At 72.1% G+C, this 19,949-nt stretch carries 16 protein-coding genes and 1 tRNA gene; 7 read left to right on the forward strand and 10 right to left on the reverse strand.

Annotated elements, in window-relative coordinates; genetic code table 11:
• Positions 1-101 precede the first annotated feature (101 nt).
• Entirely contained in the window at positions 102-350 is a 249-nt protein-coding gene (gene crgA, locus ABWK59_RS17915; RefSeq protein WP_354641587.1) for a cell division protein CrgA, read from the reverse strand.
• A 181-nt stretch (positions 351-531) separates the two neighbouring features.
• Here crgA and ABWK59_RS17920 point away from each other — a divergent pair, with 181 nt between their 5' ends.
• The 4 genes from ABWK59_RS17920 to ABWK59_RS17935 all read left to right on the forward strand — a co-directional run bounded on the left by ABWK59_RS17920 (position 532) and on the right by ABWK59_RS17935 (position 3,286).
• Positions 532-1,290: a DUF881 domain-containing protein gene (locus ABWK59_RS17920; RefSeq protein ID WP_354641588.1), complete on the forward strand. Its 759-nt coding sequence runs from the start codon at positions 532-534 to the stop codon at positions 1,288-1,290.
• Between the two features lie 113 nt (positions 1,291-1,403).
• Positions 1,404-1,574: a hypothetical protein gene (locus ABWK59_RS17925; protein ID WP_354641589.1), complete on the forward strand. Its 171-nt coding sequence runs from the start codon at positions 1,404-1,406 to the stop codon at positions 1,572-1,574.
• Positions 1,575-1,638: 64 nt separating this feature from the next.
• Complete coding sequence (locus tag ABWK59_RS17930) at positions 1,639-2,301, forward strand: aminodeoxychorismate/anthranilate synthase component II (RefSeq protein WP_354641590.1); 663 nt, start codon at positions 1,639-1,641, stop codon at positions 2,299-2,301.
• A gap of 4 nt (positions 2,302-2,305) precedes the next feature.
• Positions 2,306-3,286 (forward strand): class E sortase, encoded by a 981-nt coding sequence (locus ABWK59_RS17935; RefSeq protein ID WP_354641591.1) that lies wholly within the window; start codon positions 2,306-2,308, stop codon positions 3,284-3,286.
• 207 nt (positions 3,287-3,493) lie between these two features.
• On the opposite strand, the gene pknB is transcribed toward ABWK59_RS17935, so the two are convergent.
• From pknB to ABWK59_RS17965, 6 genes are all read right to left on the reverse strand, one after another.
• Positions 3,494-5,551, reverse strand: a complete 2,058-nt coding sequence (pknB, locus tag ABWK59_RS17940; protein ID WP_354641592.1) for a Stk1 family PASTA domain-containing Ser/Thr kinase — start codon at positions 5,549-5,551, stop codon at positions 3,494-3,496.
• Between the two features lie 297 nt (positions 5,552-5,848).
• On the reverse strand, positions 5,849-7,309 hold the full coding sequence (locus ABWK59_RS17945; RefSeq protein WP_354641593.1) for a peptidoglycan D,D-transpeptidase FtsI family protein: 1,461 nt from the start codon (positions 7,307-7,309) through the stop codon (positions 5,849-5,851).
• On the reverse strand, positions 7,306-8,748 hold the full coding sequence (locus ABWK59_RS17950; protein WP_354641594.1) for an FtsW/RodA/SpoVE family cell cycle protein: 1,443 nt from the start codon (positions 8,746-8,748) through the stop codon (positions 7,306-7,308). The genes ABWK59_RS17945 and ABWK59_RS17950 overlap by 4 nt, the downstream gene beginning before the upstream one ends.
• A 46-nt stretch (positions 8,749-8,794) precedes the next feature.
• Positions 8,795-10,390, reverse strand: coding sequence for a PP2C family protein-serine/threonine phosphatase (locus ABWK59_RS17955; RefSeq protein WP_354641595.1), 1,596 nt, complete (start codon positions 10,388-10,390; stop codon positions 8,795-8,797).
• Positions 10,391-10,434: 44 nt separating this feature from the next.
• Positions 10,435-10,956, reverse strand: a complete 522-nt coding sequence (locus ABWK59_RS17960; RefSeq protein WP_354641596.1) for an FHA domain-containing protein FhaB/FipA — start codon at positions 10,954-10,956, stop codon at positions 10,435-10,437.
• 12 nt (positions 10,957-10,968) lie between these two features.
• The gene (locus tag ABWK59_RS17965) at positions 10,969-11,832 is read right to left on the reverse strand and encodes a DUF3662 and FHA domain-containing protein (RefSeq protein ID WP_354641597.1); all 864 of its coding nucleotides are present in this window, start codon (positions 11,830-11,832) and stop codon (positions 10,969-10,971) included.
• Between the two features lie 331 nt (positions 11,833-12,163).
• On the opposite strand from ABWK59_RS17965, the gene ABWK59_RS17970 reads away from it, so the two are divergent.
• Positions 12,164-12,247, forward strand: a tRNA-Leu gene (locus tag ABWK59_RS17970).
• Positions 12,248-12,372: 125 nt separating this feature from the next.
• Here ABWK59_RS17970 and ABWK59_RS17975 read toward each other — a convergent pair.
• Both ABWK59_RS17975 and ABWK59_RS17980 read right to left on the reverse strand, forming a co-directional pair.
• Positions 12,373-13,509 carry a sensor histidine kinase gene (locus tag ABWK59_RS17975; RefSeq protein ID WP_354641598.1) on the reverse strand — a complete coding sequence of 379 codons (1,137 nt, stop codon included), beginning with the start codon at positions 13,507-13,509 and terminating at the stop codon, positions 12,373-12,375.
• Positions 13,506-14,171 carry a response regulator transcription factor gene (locus tag ABWK59_RS17980; RefSeq protein WP_354641599.1) on the reverse strand — a complete coding sequence of 222 codons (666 nt, stop codon included), beginning with the start codon at positions 14,169-14,171 and terminating at the stop codon, positions 13,506-13,508. Before ABWK59_RS17980 ends, ABWK59_RS17975 begins: the two co-directional genes overlap by 4 nt.
• Before the next feature lie 236 nt (positions 14,172-14,407).
• Between ABWK59_RS17980 and ABWK59_RS17985 the strand changes: the two genes are divergently transcribed.
• Together ABWK59_RS17985 and ABWK59_RS17990 are read left to right on the forward strand one after the other, a co-directional pair.
• Complete coding sequence (locus ABWK59_RS17985; protein WP_420492800.1) at positions 14,408-16,198, forward strand: phosphatidylglycerol lysyltransferase domain-containing protein; 1,791 nt, start codon at positions 14,408-14,410, stop codon at positions 16,196-16,198.
• A 195-nt stretch (positions 16,199-16,393) separates the two neighbouring features.
• Positions 16,394-17,146: a hypothetical protein gene (locus ABWK59_RS17990; RefSeq protein WP_354641601.1), complete on the forward strand. Its 753-nt coding sequence runs from the start codon at positions 16,394-16,396 to the stop codon at positions 17,144-17,146.
• On the opposite strand, the gene ABWK59_RS17995 is transcribed toward ABWK59_RS17990, so the two are convergent.
• The gene (locus ABWK59_RS17995) at positions 17,136-19,850 is read right to left on the reverse strand and encodes a SpoIIE family protein phosphatase (RefSeq protein WP_354641602.1); all 2,715 of its coding nucleotides are present in this window, start codon (positions 19,848-19,850) and stop codon (positions 17,136-17,138) included. The two genes, ABWK59_RS17990 and ABWK59_RS17995, sit on opposite strands and share 11 nt — an antisense overlap.
• Positions 19,851-19,949: the final 99 nt, after the last annotated feature.

Genomic DNA, 19,949 nt, shown 5'->3' on the forward strand with positions numbered 1-19,949 from the left:
ATAACCGTGTGGATAAACGTTCGGCACGTTCGAACGGGCGACGGAACACCGCCCCGGCCGGGCCGGGGCGGCGTGGTGGACCCGGGGATCCGCGGTGCGGCCTACTTCCACTGCGTGGAGACGCCGAAACCCGCCGCGATGAAGCCGAAGCCGGCCAGGATGTTCCAGTTGCCCCAGCTCTGCACCGGCCACTGGCCGCTGGTCACGTAGTAGGTGACGATCCAGACCAGACCGATCAGGAACAGCGCGAGCATCAGCGGTGCGACCCAGCTGCGCCCGGAACTGATCTTCACCGTCGCCGTGGTCGGCGGGGTGTAGTCGGACTTCTTGCGGAGTCGAGACTTCGGCACGAGATGTTCTCCTGTCGATGCGCTGTGACCGCGCAGGGTGCAGCGGGGCAGTATGCGGGGAACTGGTGGCAAGGTGTGGGGAACGGTCCGCACGGACCGGGTGCCCCGCACATGCCACCGGCGTCCGTTAGCGTAGTGGCTCGCCGGGTCTTGAGGAGATAAGGGTACGGTGCCGAATTCCATGAATCCCCCACAGCCCGGCTCCTCCCGCGCCGGCGGGATGCGAATTGTCGGACGTGTCCTGACGTGCGCGGTTTTCGCCCTCGCCGGACTGCTCTTCTACATCAGCGCGCAGACCGCCAAGGGCACCGATCTGCGGACCGACAACTCCCTGCTGAAGCTGAGCGACGTCATACGCGAGCGCTCCAACCAGAACCAGCAGCTCCAGGGCGAGGTCGGCGACCTCCAGGACCGGGCCGACGAGCTGGCCGGGCAGCAGGCGCAGAGTCCGGCCGACCTGGCCCAGCTCGGCACCCTGCAGCAGCAGGCCGGGCTGGAGCCGCTGCGCGGCCCCGGCCTGGTGGTCACCCTCAACGACGCCCCGCCGAACGCCACCGCCCGCATCCCGGGCATCCCCGAGCCCGGGGTCAACGACCTGGTCATCCACCAGCAGGACATCCAGGCCGTGGTCAACGCCCTCTGGCGCGGCGGCGCCGAGGGCATCCAGGTGATGGACCAGCGGCTGATCTCCACCAGCGCCGTCCGCTGCGTGGGCAACACCCTGCTGCTGCAGGGCCGGGTCTACTCCCCGCCCTACGTGATCCGGGCGGTGGGGAAGACCGACGGCCTGAAGGCGGCCGTGGACGCGGACCCGACCATCCGCAACTACCTGCAGTACGTCGCCGCGTACGGGCTCGGGTGGAAGGTGCAGGAGAACCCGGAGATGACCGTGCCGGGGTACGACGGCTCGGTGGACCTGCGCGTGGCGACGGCCCTCTGACCGGCCCGCCCGGGTGCCGCCACGCCGGGGCACGCCGTCGGAGGCCGGATAGTAGCGGTGCCCGTGTGGTACGAGGTCTACGCTTGGTCCGACCTGAACCTCGAAGGAGCACCATGTACGGCTGGATCTGGCGGCACCTGCCCGGCAACGCCCTGGTCCGGGCGCTCATCGCAGCCCTGCTGGTCGTCGCGGTGGTCTACCTGCTGTTCCAGTACGTCTTCCCGTGGGCCGAACCGCTGCTGCCGTTCAGCGACGTCACGGTGGACGAGGGCGGTGCCGGCTGAGTCCGGGCCGCCCCGCCCCTGTCCGATCCTGCACGCAACGAGTTCGCACGCAAGGAGTAGCGCGATGACCCCCGCCGGCCCGGCGCCCCGGATCCTCGTGGTCGACAACTACGACAGCTTCGTCTTCAACCTCGTCCAGTACCTGTACCAGCTCGGCGCGGTGTGCGAGGTGGTCCGCAACGACGAGGTGAGCGTGGAGCACGCGGTCCGCCGGGCGGGCGAGGAGGGGTTCGACGGGGTGCTGCTCTCCCCCGGGCCCGGCACGCCGGAGGAGGCCGGGGTCTGCGTGGAGATGGTCCACCGCTGTGCGGAGATCGGGCTTCCGGTGTTCGGGGTCTGCCTCGGACTGCAGTCGATCGCGGTGGCGTACGGCGCGGTGGTCGACCGGGCGCCCGAGCTGCTGCACGGCAAGACCTCGCCGGTGGAGCACGAGGACGGAGGGGTGTTCGCCGGCCTGCCGTCGCCGATGACCGCCACCCGGTACCACTCGCTGGCCGTGGACCCGGCGACGGTGCCCGCGGAGCTGGTGGTGACCGCGCGGACGGACAGCGGTGTGATCATGGGCCTGCGCCACCGCGACCTGCTGGTCGAGGGCGTGCAGTTCCACCCGGAGTCGGTGCTCACCGAGGGCGGACACCGGATGCTGGCGAACTGGCTGGCCGAATGCGGCTTTCCGGAGGCGGTGGGCCGCTCGACCGGGCTGGCCCCGGTGATCGGGCGGGGATGATCGAGTGACGGCCGTACGTCCGGAGGGGGACACCCAGGAGGGCTCGGAGCCGGAGGGCACCGGGGCCCAGGAGTGGGGCGTCTACGAGCCGGTGGTCGAGCAGACCCTGCAGCTCAGGTCGATACCGGTGCCGCCGGAACGTGGGGACGGCCCGCCCCCGGGGGGCCGGGCCGAGCGGCGCCGGGCTGCTCAGGGCAAGGTCCAGCTGGGGCCCGGCAACGGCCGCCGGCGGGCCAGTGGGCGGCAGCCCGCGCCGCCGTCGAGGCCGCGCGACAAGGAGCCGGTCGGCGTGGTGGTCGCCCGGACGGTGGGCGAGCTCTTCATCACCCTCGGCCTGGTGATGCTGCTGTTCGTCTCGTACCAGCTGTGGTGGACCAACCTGCAGGCGGACGGCGCAGCCAGTGACGCGCGCAACCAGCTGGAACAGCAGTGGAGCAGCCAGCCCCAGCCCCAGCCGAGCGGCGGTACGCCCACGCCGGGTGCCCCGCCCACCCCGGAGGCCTTCGAGCCGGGCAAGGGCTTCGCCATCATCTACCTGCCCAAGCTCGGCCTGAAGTTCCCGATCGCGGAGGGCACCGGTAAGGAGAAGGTGCTGGACAAGGGCCTGGTCGGCCACTACACCGGCACCGCGATGCCGGCCGACAAGGAGGGCAACTTCGCCCTGGCCGCGCACCGCAACACCCACGGCGAGCCGTTCCGGTACATCAACAAGCTGGCGCCGGGCGACAGCATCGTGGTGGAGACGGCGACCTCGTACTTCACCTATCAGGTGACCGGCGGGATCCCGGAGACCCCGCCGAGCAATGTCGGGGTGATCCAGAAGGTGCCCAAGGGCTCCTCGTTCACCCAGCCGGGGCGGTACATCACGTTGACGACCTGCACCCCGGAGTTCACCGCGAAGGCCCGCCTGATCGTCTTCGGCAAGCTGACCGAGGAGAAGCCCCGGAGCGAGGGCAAGCCGGCCGCCATCGCCACGACCGGCTGACCGGGACACCCGAGCCGCCCCAGCGCCCTGTGAGGGGCCTCCTGGGGCGGCTTTCCGGTTCCTGCCGCTTCCCCGGGTCCTACCGCGCCCTGTCGGGCGGTCCGGAGGCCCTGACACGCGGGGAAGCCGTCGAACGAGGGGAGCGGGCCGTCACGCCGAAGGGGGCTGCCGCCGGGTGGCGGCAGCCCCCTTCGGGAGCGGGAGGTGTCAGCCGCCCGGGAACGGCGGGTTGGTGCCGGCACCCGGCCTGGTGAACAGCTGGACCGAGGAGCCGGGGTCGACCAGGTCGTTCGGACCCGGGTTGGTGCTGACCACCGTGTTGGTGTCGGCCCCACCCGCGCCGCTGAAGTTCCACTGCAGGCCGAGGGACTTCAGCTGGGCGATCGCGTCCTTGACCGGCTTGTTCCGCAGGTCGGGCATCTGCACCTTGTCGGCCAGCTTGCCGACGGTGAGGGTGACCTGGGTGCCCTTCTTCTGGGCGCCGGCCTTCGGCGACTGGTCCAGGACGACGCCGACCTTGGCCGGGTCGGTGACGCTCTGGGTCTTCGCGTTGACGGTGAACCCGGCGTCGCCGAGGATCTGCTCGGCCTCGGCCTGCTGCTTGCCCACGACGCTGGGCAGGTTGGACTTGCCCTGGCCGGAGGAGACCACCAGGTTGATCGTCGCGCCCGCGGCCGCCTTGCCGGACGGACTCTGCGAGATGACCTTCTCCTGGTCGACCGTGTCGCTGTTCTGGTACGTGACGGTGCCGACCACGTAGCCGGCCTTGGTCAGCGCGGCGGCGGCGGAGTCCTTGGTCTGGCCGGTGACGTCCGGAACGGCGCTCTCGGCCGGGCCGGAGGACAGGTGGACCTTGATCTCGGCGTCGTTCGCGATGGCCGAGCCGGCCACCGGCTCCTGGGTGCAGACCTGGTCCTTCTGGATCTTCGGGTCCGGGCAGGCCACCGGGTCCGCAGCCTTGACCGTCAGGTCCTTGGCCTGCGCCTTGGCCGCGTTCTGGGCCTCCTGGAGGCTCTTGCCGACCAGGCTGGGCGCGGTGGTCTGGCTGCCCGAGGCGCCGCCCTTGTTCACCATCGCCTGGACCACGAAGAACGCGCCGACCAGCACCAGCACCGCGGCGATCGCCAGCACGATCCACGAGGTGTTGGACTTCTTCGGCTCGTCGTCGCCCCGGCGGCGCCCGCCCCCGGAGTAGCCGTCGTCGTAGCCGCCGCCCCCGGCGCCGCCGGAGTACGTGTCCTCCTGGTAGCCGTAGCCCGGCTGCTGCGTGCCGACCTGCGGGAGCATCGTGGTCGGGCCGGCCGCGCCCTGCTGCGGCAGCAGGTTGGTCTGCCCGTACGGGTCGTACTGCGCGCCGGTCTGGTCGTAGCCGTACCCGGCGCCGCCCATGCCGTAGGCGGCGGCCTGCTGGGCGGCGGCGACCGGCAGGCCGTCGAGGAAGCGCTCGATGTCGTCGCGCATCTCGTCGGCGGACTGGTACCGGTAGTCGCGCTCCTTGGCGAGGGCCTTGAGCACGATCGCGTCGACCTCGGGACGCACCTCCGGGTCGTACGCCGACGGCGGCGCGGCCTCCTCGCGGACGTGCTGGTAGGCCACCGCGACCGGCGAGTCGCCGACGAACGGCGGGCGCACGGTCAGCAGCTCGTAGAGCAGGCAGCCGGTGGAGTAGAGGTCGGAGCGCGCGTCGACCGTCTCGCCCTTGGCCTGCTCGGGGGAGAGGTACTGGGCGGTGCCGATGACCGCGGAGGTCTGCGTCATCGTCATGCCGGCGTCACCCATCGCACGGGCGATGCCGAAGTCCATGACCTTGACGTTGCCCTGCCGGGTGAGCATGACGTTGGCCGGCTTGATGTCGCGGTGGACGATGCCGGCCCGGTGCGAGTACTCCAGGGCCTGCAGGATGCCGATGGTCATCTCGAGCGCGCGCTCGGGCAGCAGCCGGCGGCCGGAGTGCAGCAGCTCGCGGAGGGTGGAGCCCTCGACGTACTCCATCACGATGTACGGGATGGAGATGCCGTCGATGTAGTCCTCGCCGGTGTCGTACACGGCGACGATGGCGGGGTGGTTCAGGGAGGCCGCCGACTGGGCCTCGCGCCGGAACCGGGCCTGGAAGGACGGGTCGCGGGCCATGTCGGCACGGAGCGTCTTCACGGCGACCGTGCGGCCGAGCCGGGTGTCATGGGCGAGGTAGACCTCGGCCATGCCGCCGCGTCCGAGGACGCCGCCGAGCTCGTACCTGCCGCCGAGGCGACGAGGCTCTTCCATATCTCCGACCCTCTCCCCCACCGGTCGGTGAGGATATGACGTTGGTGTCCCCGCACGCTCTGTTGACGCCTTCGCCGCCTACGGCGGTTTCCGCGGCGGCGCCGCCGGTGACCGGGGCCACGGGCGGACAGCGGATACACCCGCTGCTTGCGGATACGCTACCGGGCCGACCTGAGGCAACCGGCGCCTACCGCCAGCTGAGACCGGACCGGTATCGACCGGGACCGTCCCATTGTGACAACCCGCGGGTCGAAACGGCTGGGATCGGACGTACCGGACCCTCCGCTGTGACGAGCGCTACTTGGTCAGCACCGCCTCCATCACGCTCCGGGCGATCGGCGCGGCGAGCGAGCCGCCGCTGATCTCGTTGCGCTGGGCGGCGCCGTCCTCGACCACCACGGCCACGGCCACCATCTTGTTGTCGGCGCCCTTGGCGTAGGAGACGAACCACGCGTACGGCAGCCCGCTGTTGTCCTGGCCGTGCTGGGCGGTGCCGGTCTTGCCGCCCACGGTCAGCCCCGGGATCTTCGCCTTCTTGCCGGTGCCGTTCTGCACCACGCTCTCCATCAGCTGCTGGAGCTTCTGCGCGGTCGCCGGGCTGATCGCCTGGCCGTACTGCTTCTCGGTGTGGTTGGAGATCACTTCGAGGTTGCTGGCCCGCTCCTGGGCGACCAGGTAGGGCTGCATCAGGGTGCCGTTGTTGGCGATCGCCGAGGCCACCATGGCCATCTGCAGCGGGGTGGCCCGGGTGTCGTGCTGCCCGATGGAGTCCAGCGCGGTGCCGGCCTGGTCGGAGCCTTTCGGGAAGACGCTGGCGGTGGCCCGGATCGGCACGTCGACCTTGTCGTCGTTGAAGCCGAACTTCTCCGCCTGGGTCCGCATCTTGTCCTTGCCCAGCTCGGCGCCGATCTTGCCGAACACGGTGTTGCAGGAGTAGTCCATGCCCACCTTGACGGTGGCGTTCTCGCAGGGCTCGGTGTCCGACTCGTTCTTCAGCTCGGTGCGGGTGTTCGGCAGGATGTACGGGTTCGGCGTCTGGGTCTGGTCGTCGACGTTCTTGTAGACGTTGTTCTCGAACGCCGCGGCCGCGGTGACCAGCTTGAAGGTCGAGCCGGGCGGGTACGTCTCGCGCAGCGCCCGGTTGGCCATCGGCTTGTCCGGGTTCTTCAGGTAGTCGTTGTACGCCTTGGTGTCCTCCGCGCCGGTGCCCGCGAACTTGCCCGGGTCGTAGGAGGGGGCCGAGACCAGGGCGAGGATCGCGCCGGTGCGCGGGTCGATCGCCACCGCGGCGCCCTTCTTGCCGGCCAGGCCGTCGAAGGCCGCCTTCTGCGCCTTGGGGTCGATCGTGGTCACCACGTCGCCGCCCTGGCGCTGCTCGCCGGTCAGCATGTCCAGCGTGTTGCGGAAGAACAGCCGGGAGTCGCTGCCGGAGAGCAGGCCGTCCTCCAGCGACTCCAGCTGGCTGTTGCCGAAGGCCTGCGAGGAGTAGCCGGTGATGGGGGCGTACATCTCCGCGTCGTTCCAGCCGCGCTTGTACTTGTAGCGCAGGCCGTTGACGAAGTCGGAGCGGGTGATCGGCTGGCCGCCGACGATGATGTTGCCGCGCGGGTGGGCGTAGCGGTCGTACTGGTTGCGCTTGTTGTGCTCGTTGCTCGCCCAGGCGGCGGCCTGGACGCCCTGCACCCAGTTGACCCGGACCATCAGGGCGAGGATCAGCACCATGCAGAAGATCGCGACGCGGCGGATCGGCTTGTTCACGAGACGGTTCCCCCGCGGTTCGGTTCCGGGATGGCGGCGGCGGGCTCGGCGGCCGGGCGGCGCGCGGTGTCGCTGATCTTCAGCAGGACGGCGATCAGCGCCCAGTTGGCCAGCAGCGAGGAACCGCCCTGGGCCAGGAACGGCATGGTCATACCGGTCAGCGGGATCAGGCCGGTGACTCCGCCGGCGACCACGAACACCTGGAGCGCGAAGGCCGAGGACAGGCCGACCGCGAGCAGCTTCCCGAACGGGTCGCGGGCGGCGATGGCCGTCCGCAGGCCGCGCTGCACGATCAGGGCGTACAGCATGAAGATCGCCATCAGGCCGGTCAGGCCCAGCTCCTCGCCGAACGACCCCAGGATGAAGTCGCTCTTGGCGGCGAACTGGATCAGCCAGGAGCGCCCCTGTCCGAGGCCGGTGCCGGTGGTGCCGCCGGAGCCCAGCGACATCAGGGTCTGGCCGATCTGCTCGCTGGTGCCCTTCGGCGGCGGCTCCTGGAACGCGGCCATCGGGTCCAGCCAGGAGTTGATGCGGATCTTGACGTGGCTGGCGGTGGAGGCCACCACCGTCGCGCCGCCGATGGACAGCACCAGGCCGAAGATGATCCAGCTGGTCCGCTCGGTGGCGACGTAGAGCATCACCACGAACAGGCCGAAGAACAGGAACGAGGTACCGAGGTCGTTCTCGAAGATCAGGATGAGCAGGCTGAGCAGCCAGATCACGATGATCGGGCCGAGGTCGCGGCCGCGCGGCAGGTACAGGCCCATGAACCGGCGGCTGGCCAGCGCCAGGGCGTCCCGCTTCACCATCAGGAAGCCGGCGAAGAAGATGGTCAGGATGATCTTGGCGAACTCGCCGGGCTGGATCGAGAACGAGCCGATCCGGATCCAGATCTTGGCACCGAAGTCCTCGTCCCGGCTCGGGAAGAAGACCGGCGCGACCAGCAGCACCAGGGACACGGCCATCGAGATGTACGTGTAGCGCTGGAGGATCCGGTGGTCCTTGAGCAGGATGGCCACGCCGACGAACAGCGCCACGCCCAGGCCGGACCACATCAGCTGGTTGGTGGCCGCCGGGTAGTTCGGGACGAGGAGGCCCCCGGCCTTGTCCAGGCGCCAGATCATCACCACGCCGAGGCCGTTGAGCAGCGTCGCCAGCGGCAGCAGCAGCGGGTCCGCGTACGGCGCGAAGCGGCGCATCACCAGGTGGGCGATCAGAGCGAGCGCGCCCATGCCGAGGCTGTACCCGAGCATGCCGCCGGGCAGCGTGCCGTCCATGGCGAGGCCGACGTTCGCGTAGGCGAGCATCGGGATCACCACGGCGAAGGCCAGCATGGCCAGCTCGGTGTTGCGCCGGGTCGGCGCGGCCTGCGGCGCGTCGGCGGCAGGACCCCGCCGCTGCTCGGCGGCGGGGGTGCTGAGGCTGTCGAAGGTACTCACGTGTGGGCCGCTCCCCGACGGCTGGGGGTGACCCCGCGGGGCCTTGTCACTTGGTCGGGCAGGAGGCGGCGAGCTGCTGCTCCTGCTCGGTCAGGGGCGGTGCGGTGACCGGTGTCCCGCTGCTCACCGTACCCGTGCCCGGGAACGAGGCGTTCACGATGCCCGAGGCGCTCGGGCTGGCGGACGGGGTGGGCTGCTCGGGCGTGGGGGTGCCGCCCGCGCCGGGCTGGGCCCCCTCGGCGACCTTCTTGCAGACTGCCGCCTGCTCGCCCAGGCGCTTCACCTGGGCCCGGGCGTCGTCCAGGCTCTTGGCCTGGATCGTGTTGCCCACCTGGGTGCGCTGATACTCGGGCAGGAACTTGAGCTCCACGTCGCCGTGAGGCTCGTAGACCTTGGAGAGGCTGAGGCCCGCGAGGTTCTGGTTGATCCCGCGGTAGACCGCCACGTGCTCGCCCTCGGCGCCGACGTAGTACTGGTCCTGGGTCCACTTCCAGGCGAAGTACCCGCCGCCGCCGATCAGGCCCAGCGCGATCAGCGCGGTCAGCGAGATCTTCAGGCCGCGGCGCTTGCGGCGCCGGGGCGCGGGCTGCTCGTAGTCGTACTCGCCCTGCTCGGGGCCGCCGAAGGTGCCGTAGGGCTCGCCGAAACCGGGCTGCTGCTCGCCGTAGCCGGCGGCCCGGTCCCCGTACCCCTCGGCCGGGCCGAAGCCCGGTGCGGCGCCGTAGCCGGCCGCCGGGTCGCCGTAGCCCTCGGCCGGGCCGAAGGCGCCCTGCGGCGGCTGCGGGCGGCCCAGGCCGGCGGCGCGGGCGGCCGGGGTGTTCAGCAGGTTCGGGTCGGTGACGGTGGGCGGAGGCGTGTCGGCCACCGCGCCGACCACCACCGGGAGCTCGGCCAGTCGGCCGCTCAGGGTGTCGGTGGCGCCGACGTCGATGACGTCCGCGACGATGCAGGTGATGTTGTCGGGACCGCCGCCGCGCAGCGCGAGCTGGATCAGCTCCTGGACGGTCTGCTCCGGGGCGTAGAAGCTCCCGAGGGTCTCCTCCAGCGTCTGGTGGCTGACCGGGCCGGAGAGGCCGTCGGAGCAGATCAGGTAGCGGTCGCCGGCCCGGACCTCGCGGATCGACAGGTCGGGCTCGACCTGGCCGCGGCCGTCCAGGGCGCGCATCAGCAGCGAGCGCTGCGGGTGGGTCTCGGCCTCCTCGGGGGTGATCCGCCCCTCGTCGACCAAGCGCTGGACCCAGGTGTGGTCCTGGGTGATCTGGCTGAGCGAGCCGTCGCGCAGCAGGTACGCGCGGGAGTCGCCGATGTGGACCAGGCCCATCTGCCGGCCGGTCCACAGCAGCGCGGTCAGCGTGCAGCCCATGCCCTCCAGCTGCGGATCCGCCTCGACCATCTGGCGCAGCCGGTCGTTCGCGGTCTGCACCGCGTCGTTCAGCAGGGTCAGCAGGTCGGCGCCGGGCACGCCCTCGTCCAGGCGGACCAGGGAGCCGAGGACCTCGGAGGAGGCGACCTCGCCGGCGGCCGCGCCGCCCATGCCGTCGGCCACGGCCAGCAGGCGGGGCCCGGCGTAGCCGGAGTCCTCGTTCCCCTCCCGGATCAGGCCTTTGTGGGAGCCGGCGGCAAATCGCAGCACGAGGGTCATGCGGTCCGTGCCCTCCTTCGGGTGGAGCTGGTCCTCATGCGCGACTACTTCCGCAGCTCGATGACGGTCCTGCCGATTCGGATCGGCATCCCGGGCTGGAGCGGCATCGGCGCGGTCAGCCGCTGCCGGTCCAGATAGGTGCCGTTGGTGGAGCCTAGATCCTCCACCGTCCACTGCCCAGTCTGATCGGGGTAGATCCTGGCATGCCGGGACGAGGCGTAGTCGTCGTCGAGCACGATCGTGGAGTCGTGGGCCCGGCCGAGCGTGATGGTCTGGCCCTGCAGGGCGACCGTGGTGCCGGCGAGCGAGCCCTGGACCACCACGAGGTGGGTCGGGGCGCCGCGGCGGCGCCCGCCGGACTGCTGCGGGGCCGCCGGCTGCGCCGGGGGCGTACGGACGGGCTGGGTGGCCGCGGTCGAGCTCGCGGACTGGCCGCGGCGCGCGGGGCGCGCGGCGGCCTTGGTGCCGAAGAGATCGCTACGGATCACCTGCACGGCGACGATGACGAACAGCCACAGCACGGCGAGGAAGCCCAGCCGCATGACCGTCAGGGTCAGATCTGACATAGGTGGCCCGCTCTACCCTTCGACCTGTCGGTAGACGATGGTGGTGGACCCGAGGACGATTCGGGAGCCGTCGCGGAGCGTAGCGCGCTGGGTGTGCTGTCCGTCCACCACGATGCCATTGGTGGACCCGAGGTCGAGCACCATCGCCGGCGTTCCGGGCCGGATCTCGGCGTGCTTCCGGGAGACCCCGGGGTCGTCGATCCGGACGTCCGCCTCGGTGGAGCGCCCGAGCACCACCGCGTTCCCGGTGATCTGGTGACGGGTGCCGTTCACCTCGATCCAGCGCCGGGTGCCGACGCCGCCGTGACCGGCGCCCGGGAAGGGCCGGACGTTCCCGGCCGGCGCGGGCGGGGCGGAGGGCATCGCCGGGGGCGCGGCGGGCGGCGGCGGCGCGCCGTACGGGGCCGCGCCCTGCTGCTGCCACGGTGCGCCGGGCGCGGGGGGCGTGGGCGGGCGCCCGTAGCCGGGCTGGGCGGTCGGCGCGGCCGGGGCCTGCGGCTCCTCGGCGGCCAGCGTGCGGCTGCGGACCCGGTACAGGCCGGTGTCGAGGTCGTCGGCCTTCTCCAGGCTCACCCGCAGCGGGCCCATGAAGCTGTACCGCTGGGCCTCGGCGTACTCGCGGACCATGCCGGCCAGCTCGGTGCCCAGCTGGCTCGCGTACGGGCTCAGGCGCTCGTGGTCGTGCGGGCTGAGTTCGACGATGAAGTCGTTCGGGACGACCGTGCGGTCGCGGTTCCAGATGGTGGCGTTGTTGTCGCACTCGCGCTGCAGCGCGCCCGCGATCTCCACCGGCTGGACCTCGGACTTGAACACCTTGGCGAAGGTGCCGTTCACGAGACCCTCGAGCCGCTGCTCGAACTTCTTCAGGACTCCCACGGGGCACCCCCTTCCAGGGCGTCGGTCGGGCCGCGGTCGGTCGGCCTGATTGCGGTACTTCCGTACTGATCGTATCCACGCCTGGGCCATCCGTACGGTTCCCCCGGCACGTGTGCGTGGGAGGGCTACCCGGCCGGGGGCCCGCTCATCCGTCCGACGGAGCCCGGGTTGCGGTGCCCGCGGATATGGATTCGGAGGTACCCCGCAGGTCGTGCTAATGTTTTCCACGTCGGAAGGGGCGCCCGAGAGGGAGCCGAACGGAAGACCGAGCGGGACCGGTAAGGTTCCGACCAGGTCGGAAGAGCGGCAAGCATCTGAAGACAACACCCATGCGCGGGTGGCGGAATAGGCAGACGCGCTGGATTCAGGTTCCAGTGCCCGAAAGGGCGTGGGGGTTCAACTCCCCCCTCGCGCACAGCGAAGCCCCGCAGATCTACGGATCTGCGGGGCTTTCTCGTTGTCCGCCCGCGGTGTCGCCCGCCCGACCGGGCACCCCTCCGAGCGGTGCGGACCTGCTCAAAGGGGTGCTGACCCGCGGGCCTACTCGGCCGCGGCGGGGAGCTCGGCGCGCACCGTGAAGCCCCCGTCGGGGCCCGCCGCCGCCGTGAAGCTGCCGCCGAGCAGCTGGGCGCGCTCGCGCAGGCCCACCAGCCCGTGCCCGCCGCCGGGCAGCGGCGCCCCCGCATCGGGCCGGTGCGGCGGTGGTCCGTTGCGCACCTCCACCACCAGCCGTGGGCCGCGGGCCGCCACCCGCACCCGGACCTCGGCGCCCGGGGCGTGCTTGCTGATGTTGGTCAGCGCCTCCTGCACGGTCCGGTACGCGGCTCGCTCCACCGCCTCCGGCCAGGGCCGGTCGCCGGGGGTGAACTCGCCGGCGACGGGCAGCCCGCTGCCCTCGATCAGCCCGGGCAGGTCGGCCAGCCGGGGCTGCGGCGCCAGCGGCTCGTCCCGGCGGACGCTCGCCGCCCGGAGCACGCCCACCATCTGCCGCAGCTCCTCCAGGGTGCGGACGGACAGCTCCCGGATGGTGCGGGCGGTGTCCCGGGCCCGCGGGTCGGTGGTGGAGACCTGGAGCGCGCCGGCCTGGATGGAGATCAGGCTCACCTGGTGCGACACCACGTCGTGCATCTCCCGGGCGAGCCGGGCCCGCTCGCTGGCCAGCACCCGCTCGGCCAGCAGCCGGCTCTCCCGCTGCTGGCCCTCGGTCAGCTCGGTGAGCCGGTCGGCCAGTTCCCGGCGGGTCCGGGTGAGCAGGCCGAGCGCGGCCGGGCCGGCGGCCAGCATCACGGCGGTGATGGCGTTGAGGACGGTGTCCCGGTCGAAGGCGATCGGGTGGTCGGCCAGCGGGTAGTGGAAGAACTCCACCAGGGCGAAGGCGCTGGCGCACAGCACGGTGGTCCGCAGCCGGGTTCGGGCCGCGGCCACCGTGTAGACGGCGGTGATCGGCGCCAGCCAGATCGAGCTGACGTAGGTGCCCGGCAGGGTCGCCAGCATCACCGGCACCGGGAAGCGCCGGCGCAGCAGCAGGACGGCCGCGGCCAGCCCGGAGAGCACCACCTGCCAGGGCGCCACGTCCCGGGCGACCAGCGCGGTGTCCAGCGCCGACATCAGGGCGGGCAGCAGCAGCATCAGCCAGGGCGCGGTGAGCCGGGCCGGCAGGCCTCTCGGGGCGGTCATGCGCCCTCGGGGCCGCGGGCCAGCCCCGCCCGGTGGGCGATCACCGCGGCCTGGACCCGGTTGGCCGCGCCCAGCTTGCCGAGGATCGCGCTGATGTGGTCCTTCACCGTGCCGGTTCCCAGGTACAGCCGGTCGGCGATCTCGGCGTTGGAGAGGCCCTCGCCGAGCAGGGCGAGCACGTCCAGCTCGCGACTGGTGAGCTGGCGGGCCAGCCGGGCGGCCTCGGTGTCCGGGCCTCCGCCGTCCACGTACCCGCTGATCACGGTGCGGGTCACCGTGGGGGAGAGCACGCTGCCGCCGGCGGCGAGGATCCGGACGGAGTGCACCAGCTGTTCCGGGGCGGTGTCCTTGAGCAGGAAGCCCGCCGCGCCGGCCCGCAGCGCGGTGCCGATGTACTCGTCCGTGTCGAAGGTGGTCAGCATGGCGACCGCCGGCGGGTCGGGCAGGGTGCGCAGCCGGCGCAGCACGGTGATCCCGTCCAGGTCGGGCATCCGGACGTCCAGCAGCACCACGTGCGGGCCGAGCGCGCCGACCTGCTCCTCGGCCTGGCCGCCGGAGCAGCTGCCGACCACCTCCAGGTCGGGCGCGGAGCCGACGATCAGGCTGAGACCGGAGCGGACCAGTACCTCGTCGTCCACGATCAGGACGCGGGTCGGCGACATGGTCTCTCCTCGCGTGTACGGCTCCGCCCGGGCGGGCGGGGTGGGGTTCCATCGAGCCTAGGACGGCCGCCCGGCGGGGCTGGTGCCCGCCGGAGTGACGCCACCCCCGCCGATCGGCGGGGGTTGGAATCCGCTACCGGATTCACGCAATTCTCATCATCGGTGGGCAACGATGGAAATCGGCGCCCGGTCGCCGGGGTGCGGCGCGGATGCGCCCCCAGGTTTGATCGTTTCGAATGGGAGCTGTGTCCACTGTGAAGACGGCCTCCTCAGCCGCGTCCGAGGCGCGCTCCGACCAGTCCCCGGGCCCGCGCGCCCGCTGGCGCCGGCGTGCCGCCACGGCCACCGTCTGGTACCTGCGGCTGATCGCCCTGGTCAACCTGGTCGCCGTGCTGGCCGTGCCGTTCCGCGAGCAGGTGCGCACCCACAACGAGGGCGAGTACTTCACGCCGTACCTGGTGACGGCGGGTCTGACCACCGTGCTGCTCTCGCTGTTCCTCGCAGTGGCGATGCGGCGGCGCAAGCGGGCCGCCTGGATCTTCAACGCCGGCCTGTCCGGACTGACCTTCCTCGCCTTCCTGGTGCTGATGGTGGTGGGCGACCGGTTCGCCAGCCACCCGCTGAACTACTTCTCCACCGTGCTGACCGGGCTGTTCCTGCTGGCCCTGGTGGTCGGCCGCAAGGAGTTCACCTCCAAGGGAGACGCCTCCAACCCGAAGACCGCGGTGGCGGCCGGCATCGGCGGCCTGCTGCTCGGCGGTGCGGTCGGCTCGGTGCTGGTGCAGCTGACCAACACCATCCCGGGCGACGCCTTCGGCGTGCGGTTCGGGTACTCGGTCGCGCGCATGGTGACGGTGACCCCCTCGGAGCGGGTCGTCGACGTCATCTCGGTGCCCACCTGGGTGGACGCCTGCATCAACGTCATGGGCGCGGTGCTCTTCCTCGCCGTGGTGTACGTGACCTTCCGCAGCCCGCGCGGCCAGGAGCTGCTCACCTCCGAGGACGAGGGCCGGCTCCGCGAGCTGCTGGACCGGCAGGGCGAGCGGGACTCGCTGGGGTACTTCGCGCTGCGCCGCGACAAGGCGGTGATCTTCTCGCCGAGCGGCAAGGCCGCGGTGGCCTACCGGGTGCTCGGCGGGGTGTCGCTGGCCTCCGGCGATCCGATCGGCGATCCGGAGGCCTGGCCGGGCGCGATCGACTGCTGGCTGGCCGAGGCCCGGGAGCACGCCTGGGTGCCGGCCGTGATGGGTGCCTCCGAGGAGGCCGGCGTGATCTACGCCCGGCACGGGCTGGACGCGCTGGAGCTCGGCGACGAGGCGATCGTCGAGCTGGACGAGTTCTCGCTGGACGGCCGCGCGATGCGGGTGGTCCGCCAGGCGTACAACCGGGTCAAGCGGGCCGGGTACACGGTGCGGATCCGCCGGCACGAGGACATCCCCGAGGCGGAGATGGCCGCCCTGGTGGAGAAGGCCGACCACTGGCGGGACGGCGCCACCGAGCGCGGCTTCTCGATGGCGCTCGGCCGCCTCGGCGATCCGGACGACGGGCGCTGCGTGATGCTGGAGTGCTCGGACGGGGACGGCGAGCTGCGGGCCCTGCTGAGTTTCGTCCCCTGGGGTGCGGACGGACTTTCGCTCGATCTCATGCGGCGTGACCGCGACAGCGAGAACGGGCTGATGGAATTCATGGTGATCGAGCTGCTGCAGCGTGCCGAGGAGGTCGACCTGCGGCGCGTCTCGCTGAACTTCGCGATGTTCCGATCGGTATTCGAGCGCGGTTCCAGGCTCGGTGCCGGACCGGTGCTCCGGCTGTGGCGCTCCACCCTCGGATTCTTCTCCCGCTGGTGGCAGATCGAGTCGCTCTACCGGGCGAATGCGAAGTATCGCCCGATCTGGGAGCCGCGTTATCTGCTGTTCCAGAAGAGCAGCGAGATCCCCCGGATCGGCATCGCCAGTGCCCGTGCCGAGGGCTTCATCACCGTCCCGAGTCTTCCCGCACTGTTCCGTCGTCGGCACGCGCGCGGGTAGGGGTGATCCCTCCGCCGGGGGGCGGAGGGAAACCGGCTTTTTCTCCCCCTAGAGGATGATTCTCGGTCGGCAGTCGTGCTGACGCGCCACGTTTATCCGCTGCGTAGTGTCGATTGAGTGGCAGAACGGAAGCTGCTTTCGGGATACCGATCGGGGAGAGAGGCAGCCGTGCATCAGACGACCCACGCGGGGGGCGTGCGCAGCAGGATTCCGGATTATGCGGTCCGGGCCGCTGTCGCGGAGTGGGGGGCACTGTTCTCCGTGGTCACCCGGCACATCGTGCGGAAACGCTTCGCGGCCGTTCCGCTCGCGACCACGGCGACCCTTCTGGTCCTGCTGTTCAGCATCGTCCAGCACCTGCCCGGCGGGGAGCAGTTCGTCACCCGGATCGGCGTGGTCAAGGCCTCGCTGCCGCTGGAGGTGTCACTGCTGCGCACCCCGCTGTCGCTGTACGTCCCGGCGCTGGACCTGCCGGTCTGGGGGGCGCTGGTCCAGGTCTTCCTGGTCTTCGGGGTCGCCGAGATCGTGCTCGGCCGCCGGGCCACCCTGGTGGTCGCCTACTCCTGCACCCTGGCGGGCACCCTGTTCGCCCGGGTCGGCGTCGCGATCGGGCCCGACCACCTCTTCGGCTTCCCGTCCTGGGTGGCGCACGTCCGGGACACCGGCCCGTCGGCCGCCGTGGTGGCGCTCGCGGTCTGCGTGGCGATCCGCTGCCGCGCCTGGTGGACCGCCGGCGCGGTGGCGCTGGCCATGGTGGTGGAGGCCGTCCTGCTGCCCAACCTGGCCGGGCTGGAGCACGTGGTCGCGCTGCTGGTGGCCGTCCTGATCGCGGCCAGCGCCGAGGTGTTCGGCAACTACTGGCCGCGGGTGCTGGCCGGCGTTGGCGCGGCGGCCTCGATCGCCACCGAGGCCGCCCGCCGGGCCGCCCCGGGAGCGGTCATCCCCTAGGCAGCGGCATCTCGAAGTACACGACCTTGCCGACGGCCTTGCGGGCGGTGCCCCACTTCTCGGCCAGCTTGCTGACCAGGTTGAGGCCGCGCCCGTTCTCGTCCATCGACTCGGCGGGCTCCAGCGACGGCAGGTTGTGGTTGTCGTCGCTGACCTCCACCAGCAGCTTGTCCACCCGGATCAGCTGCAGCTGGACGTGGTCCCGGGCGACCCGGACCGCGTTGGTGACCAGCTCGCTGACCAGCAGCTCCACCGTGTCGGTGAGCGCGCTCAGCCGCCAGGCCGCCAGCTGGTCGCGGACCAGCTGGCGGGCCCGCCGCACCTCGGTCAGGTCCACCGCCAGCCGCCAGGTGGCCACCTCGGTCGGCGGCACCCCGTCGAACCGGGCCACCAGCAGGGCGACGTCGTCCTTGCGGTCGTCCGAGTGCAGCCGGTCCAGGACGGTGTCGCAGGCCTCCTCCGGGGTCTGCTTGGGGTCGATCAGGTTGCCGCACAGCGCGGCCAGGCCCTCTCCTATGTCCCCGCCGCGGACCTCGACCAGCCCGTCGGTGCACAGCACCAGCATCGAGCCGTCCGACACGTCGATCCGCTTGGCGACGAACGGCACCCCGCCGACCCCGATCGGCGCGCCCGCCGGGATCCGCAGCAGCTCGCCGCGCCCGTCCGGATGCACCAGCACCGGCGGGACGTGCCCGGCGCTGGCCAGCTCGCAGGTGCGGTTGATCGGGTCGTAGACCGCGTACAGGCAGGTCGCCAGGTGGTCGTCGCCGAGCTTCTGGGCCAGGTTGTCCAGGTGCCGCAGCAGCTGGCCGGGCGGCAGGTCCAGGGCGGCCAGGGTCTGCATCGCCGTCCGGAACCGGCCCATCGCCGCCGCCGAGTGCAGACCGTGGCCCATCACGTCGCCGACCACCAAGGCCACCCGGCTGCCGGGCAGCTGGATCGCGTCGAACCAGTCGCCGCCGACCTGCGCCTTCGGGTCACCGGGCAGGTAGCGGTGGGCGACCTGCACCCCGGGGATCTTCGGCGGGCGGGTCGGGATCATCGACCGCTGCAGAGTGGTGGCCACCTTGGACTCCGCCCGGTGCAGCCGGGCGTTGTCCAGCGACAGCGCGGCCCGCGCCGCCAGCTCCTTCAGGGTGTCCGAGTCGCCCTTGGCGAACGGGCCGCGGTCCGGCAGCCGGAGCAGCTTGAGGATGCCCAGCACCGTCCCCCGCGCGGACAGCGGCAGGACCAGCATCGAACGGTCCACCACCACCGGTGCCAGCTCCGGACCGCCGAGCGACTCCGCGTACTCCACCGCGACCTGCGGGTTGATCACCGGGACCAGCACCGGCTCGTTCTCCTGCAGTGCCAGCCCCGGCGGGGTGGACCGCGGCATCGCCAGCAGCGCGCCCTCGTCCAGCACGTGCGCCCACTGGCCGGAGGACGGATTGAACACCCGGGCCACCCGGCGCAGCATCGTGGCGTCGTCCGGCCGGGCCTCGGGCAGCTCGGAGTCGGAGATCAGGCCGTCCAGCAGGTCGACGCAGGCGAAGTCGGCGACCCGGGGGACCAGCACCTCGCACAGCTCGCGCGCCGTGGTGTCCAGGTCCAGCGTGGTGCCCACCCGGCTGCCGACCTCGCTCAGCAGTGCCAGCTGGTCCCCGTCCGGACTGCCCCGGAGTACCTCCACCCCGTCGGCGGGCGGCACCGTCTGGGGCGGGACCTCGGCGGCCGGGAGCTCGGCGCGGACCGGCGTGCCGTTGGCTGCGGACTCGATGGCGGTGCCTCCCTGCGTCGTCCCGTTGAGGATGCCCTGCGCACCGGCCTGATCGCCGGCACCGGGGGCCGCGTCGCGCGGACCGGGGATCTGGCCGGCCCACACCCGGCCCGGGTCCCCCGCGCCGTCGGCCCGGCCCTGGATCGCGGGTCTGGACCCGGCCGGCCGCCGGCCCGCCCGGGGCTGGGCGGCGCGCTGCTGCGGTGTCGGGTAGCGGCGGCCGAGCCCCGCGGCGATCCGGGCCGTCCCGCTACCGGAGGTCTGGTAGGGCACCACAGCCAGCCGCGCCCCGGCGTCCACCCACAGCGCCGGCAGCCCCGCCTCGGCCAGTGCGGCCAGCAGCCGGGCGCGGCGCTCCTCGGACCCGCGCGGTAGCAGCGAGCCCAGCGCGGCGGCCCCGGCCGGACCGGCCGGGGTGAAGGTGGCGGCCACCCGGTGCAGCCGGCCGGGACCGGCGGGCGCCGCCGCGTACGGCACCAGCCGCTCGCCGAGGGCGATCCGCGGGCCGGCCGTGCGCAGCGGGCGGGCGTCGGCGGCCAGCGCCAGCAGGCTGCGCCCGGCCGGCTCGACCAGCGGGTACGCCCACCACAGCACGTCGCGCAGCCGCTCCTCGCGGTCGGTCACCGCCATCGCCCCGGCCCAGGGGGAGCCGCCGCAGGTCAGGTCGTCCAGGGTGTCGAAGGCGTCGCACGGACGGGCGCCGCCGGGCGGCGGGGGCTCGGTCTCGGCCCGGGGCTCCACTGCGGGCAGCAGCCCGGAGGCCGTCCGCCCGCAGGCCACCTCGGCCCGGTGCCCGAACAACTCCTCGGCTGTGCGGTTCCACTGCGCGATCCGGCCGTCCGGGTCGATCAGGACGGCGGCGACACGAAGCAGGGCGACCACCCCTGGGGGCTGGTCACCCGTGGCGTCGTCCGGGTTCGGTGTGGAGTTGGGCTCGTCCGCCATGGATTCGGTCTGCTCCCGCCTGGCCGTCTTGCCGGGTCGTGGCACCCTCCAGCGAAGCACGGACGAGGCCGCGTCCGACAGCGAATCGATGAGATTCGT

Source organism: Kitasatospora sp. HUAS MG31 (genome assembly GCF_040571325.1).
Lineage (GTDB): Bacteria > Actinomycetota > Actinomycetes > Streptomycetales > Streptomycetaceae > Kitasatospora > Kitasatospora camelliae.

Coding starts and splice junctions, on each gene's coding strand:
- ABWK59_RS17920 (WP_354641588.1), top strand. CDS start 532: ATGAATCCCCCACAGCCCGGCTCCTCCCGCGCCGGCGGGATGCGAATT.
- ABWK59_RS17925 (WP_354641589.1), top strand. CDS start 1,404: ATGTACGGCTGGATCTGGCGGCACCTGCCCGGCAACGCCCTGGTCCGG.
- ABWK59_RS17930 (WP_354641590.1), top strand. CDS start 1,639: ATGACCCCCGCCGGCCCGGCGCCCCGGATCCTCGTGGTCGACAACTAC.
- pknB (WP_354641592.1), bottom strand. CDS start 5,551: ATGGAAGAGCCTCGTCGCCTCGGCGGCAGGTACGAGCTCGGCGGCGTC.
- ABWK59_RS17955 (WP_354641595.1), bottom strand. CDS start 10,390: ATGACCCTCGTGCTGCGATTTGCCGCCGGCTCCCACAAAGGCCTGATC.
- ABWK59_RS17960 (WP_354641596.1), bottom strand. CDS start 10,956: ATGTCAGATCTGACCCTGACGGTCATGCGGCTGGGCTTCCTCGCCGTG.
- ABWK59_RS17975 (WP_354641598.1), bottom strand. CDS start 13,509: ATGACCGCCCCGAGAGGCCTGCCGGCCCGGCTCACCGCGCCCTGGCTG.
- ABWK59_RS17980 (WP_354641599.1), bottom strand. CDS start 14,171: ATGTCGCCGACCCGCGTCCTGATCGTGGACGACGAGGTACTGGTCCGC.
- ABWK59_RS17985 (WP_420492800.1), top strand. CDS start 14,408: ATGGGAGCTGTGTCCACTGTGAAGACGGCCTCCTCAGCCGCGTCCGAG.
- ABWK59_RS17995 (WP_354641602.1), bottom strand. CDS start 19,850: ATGGCGGACGAGCCCAACTCCACACCGAACCCGGACGACGCCACGGGT.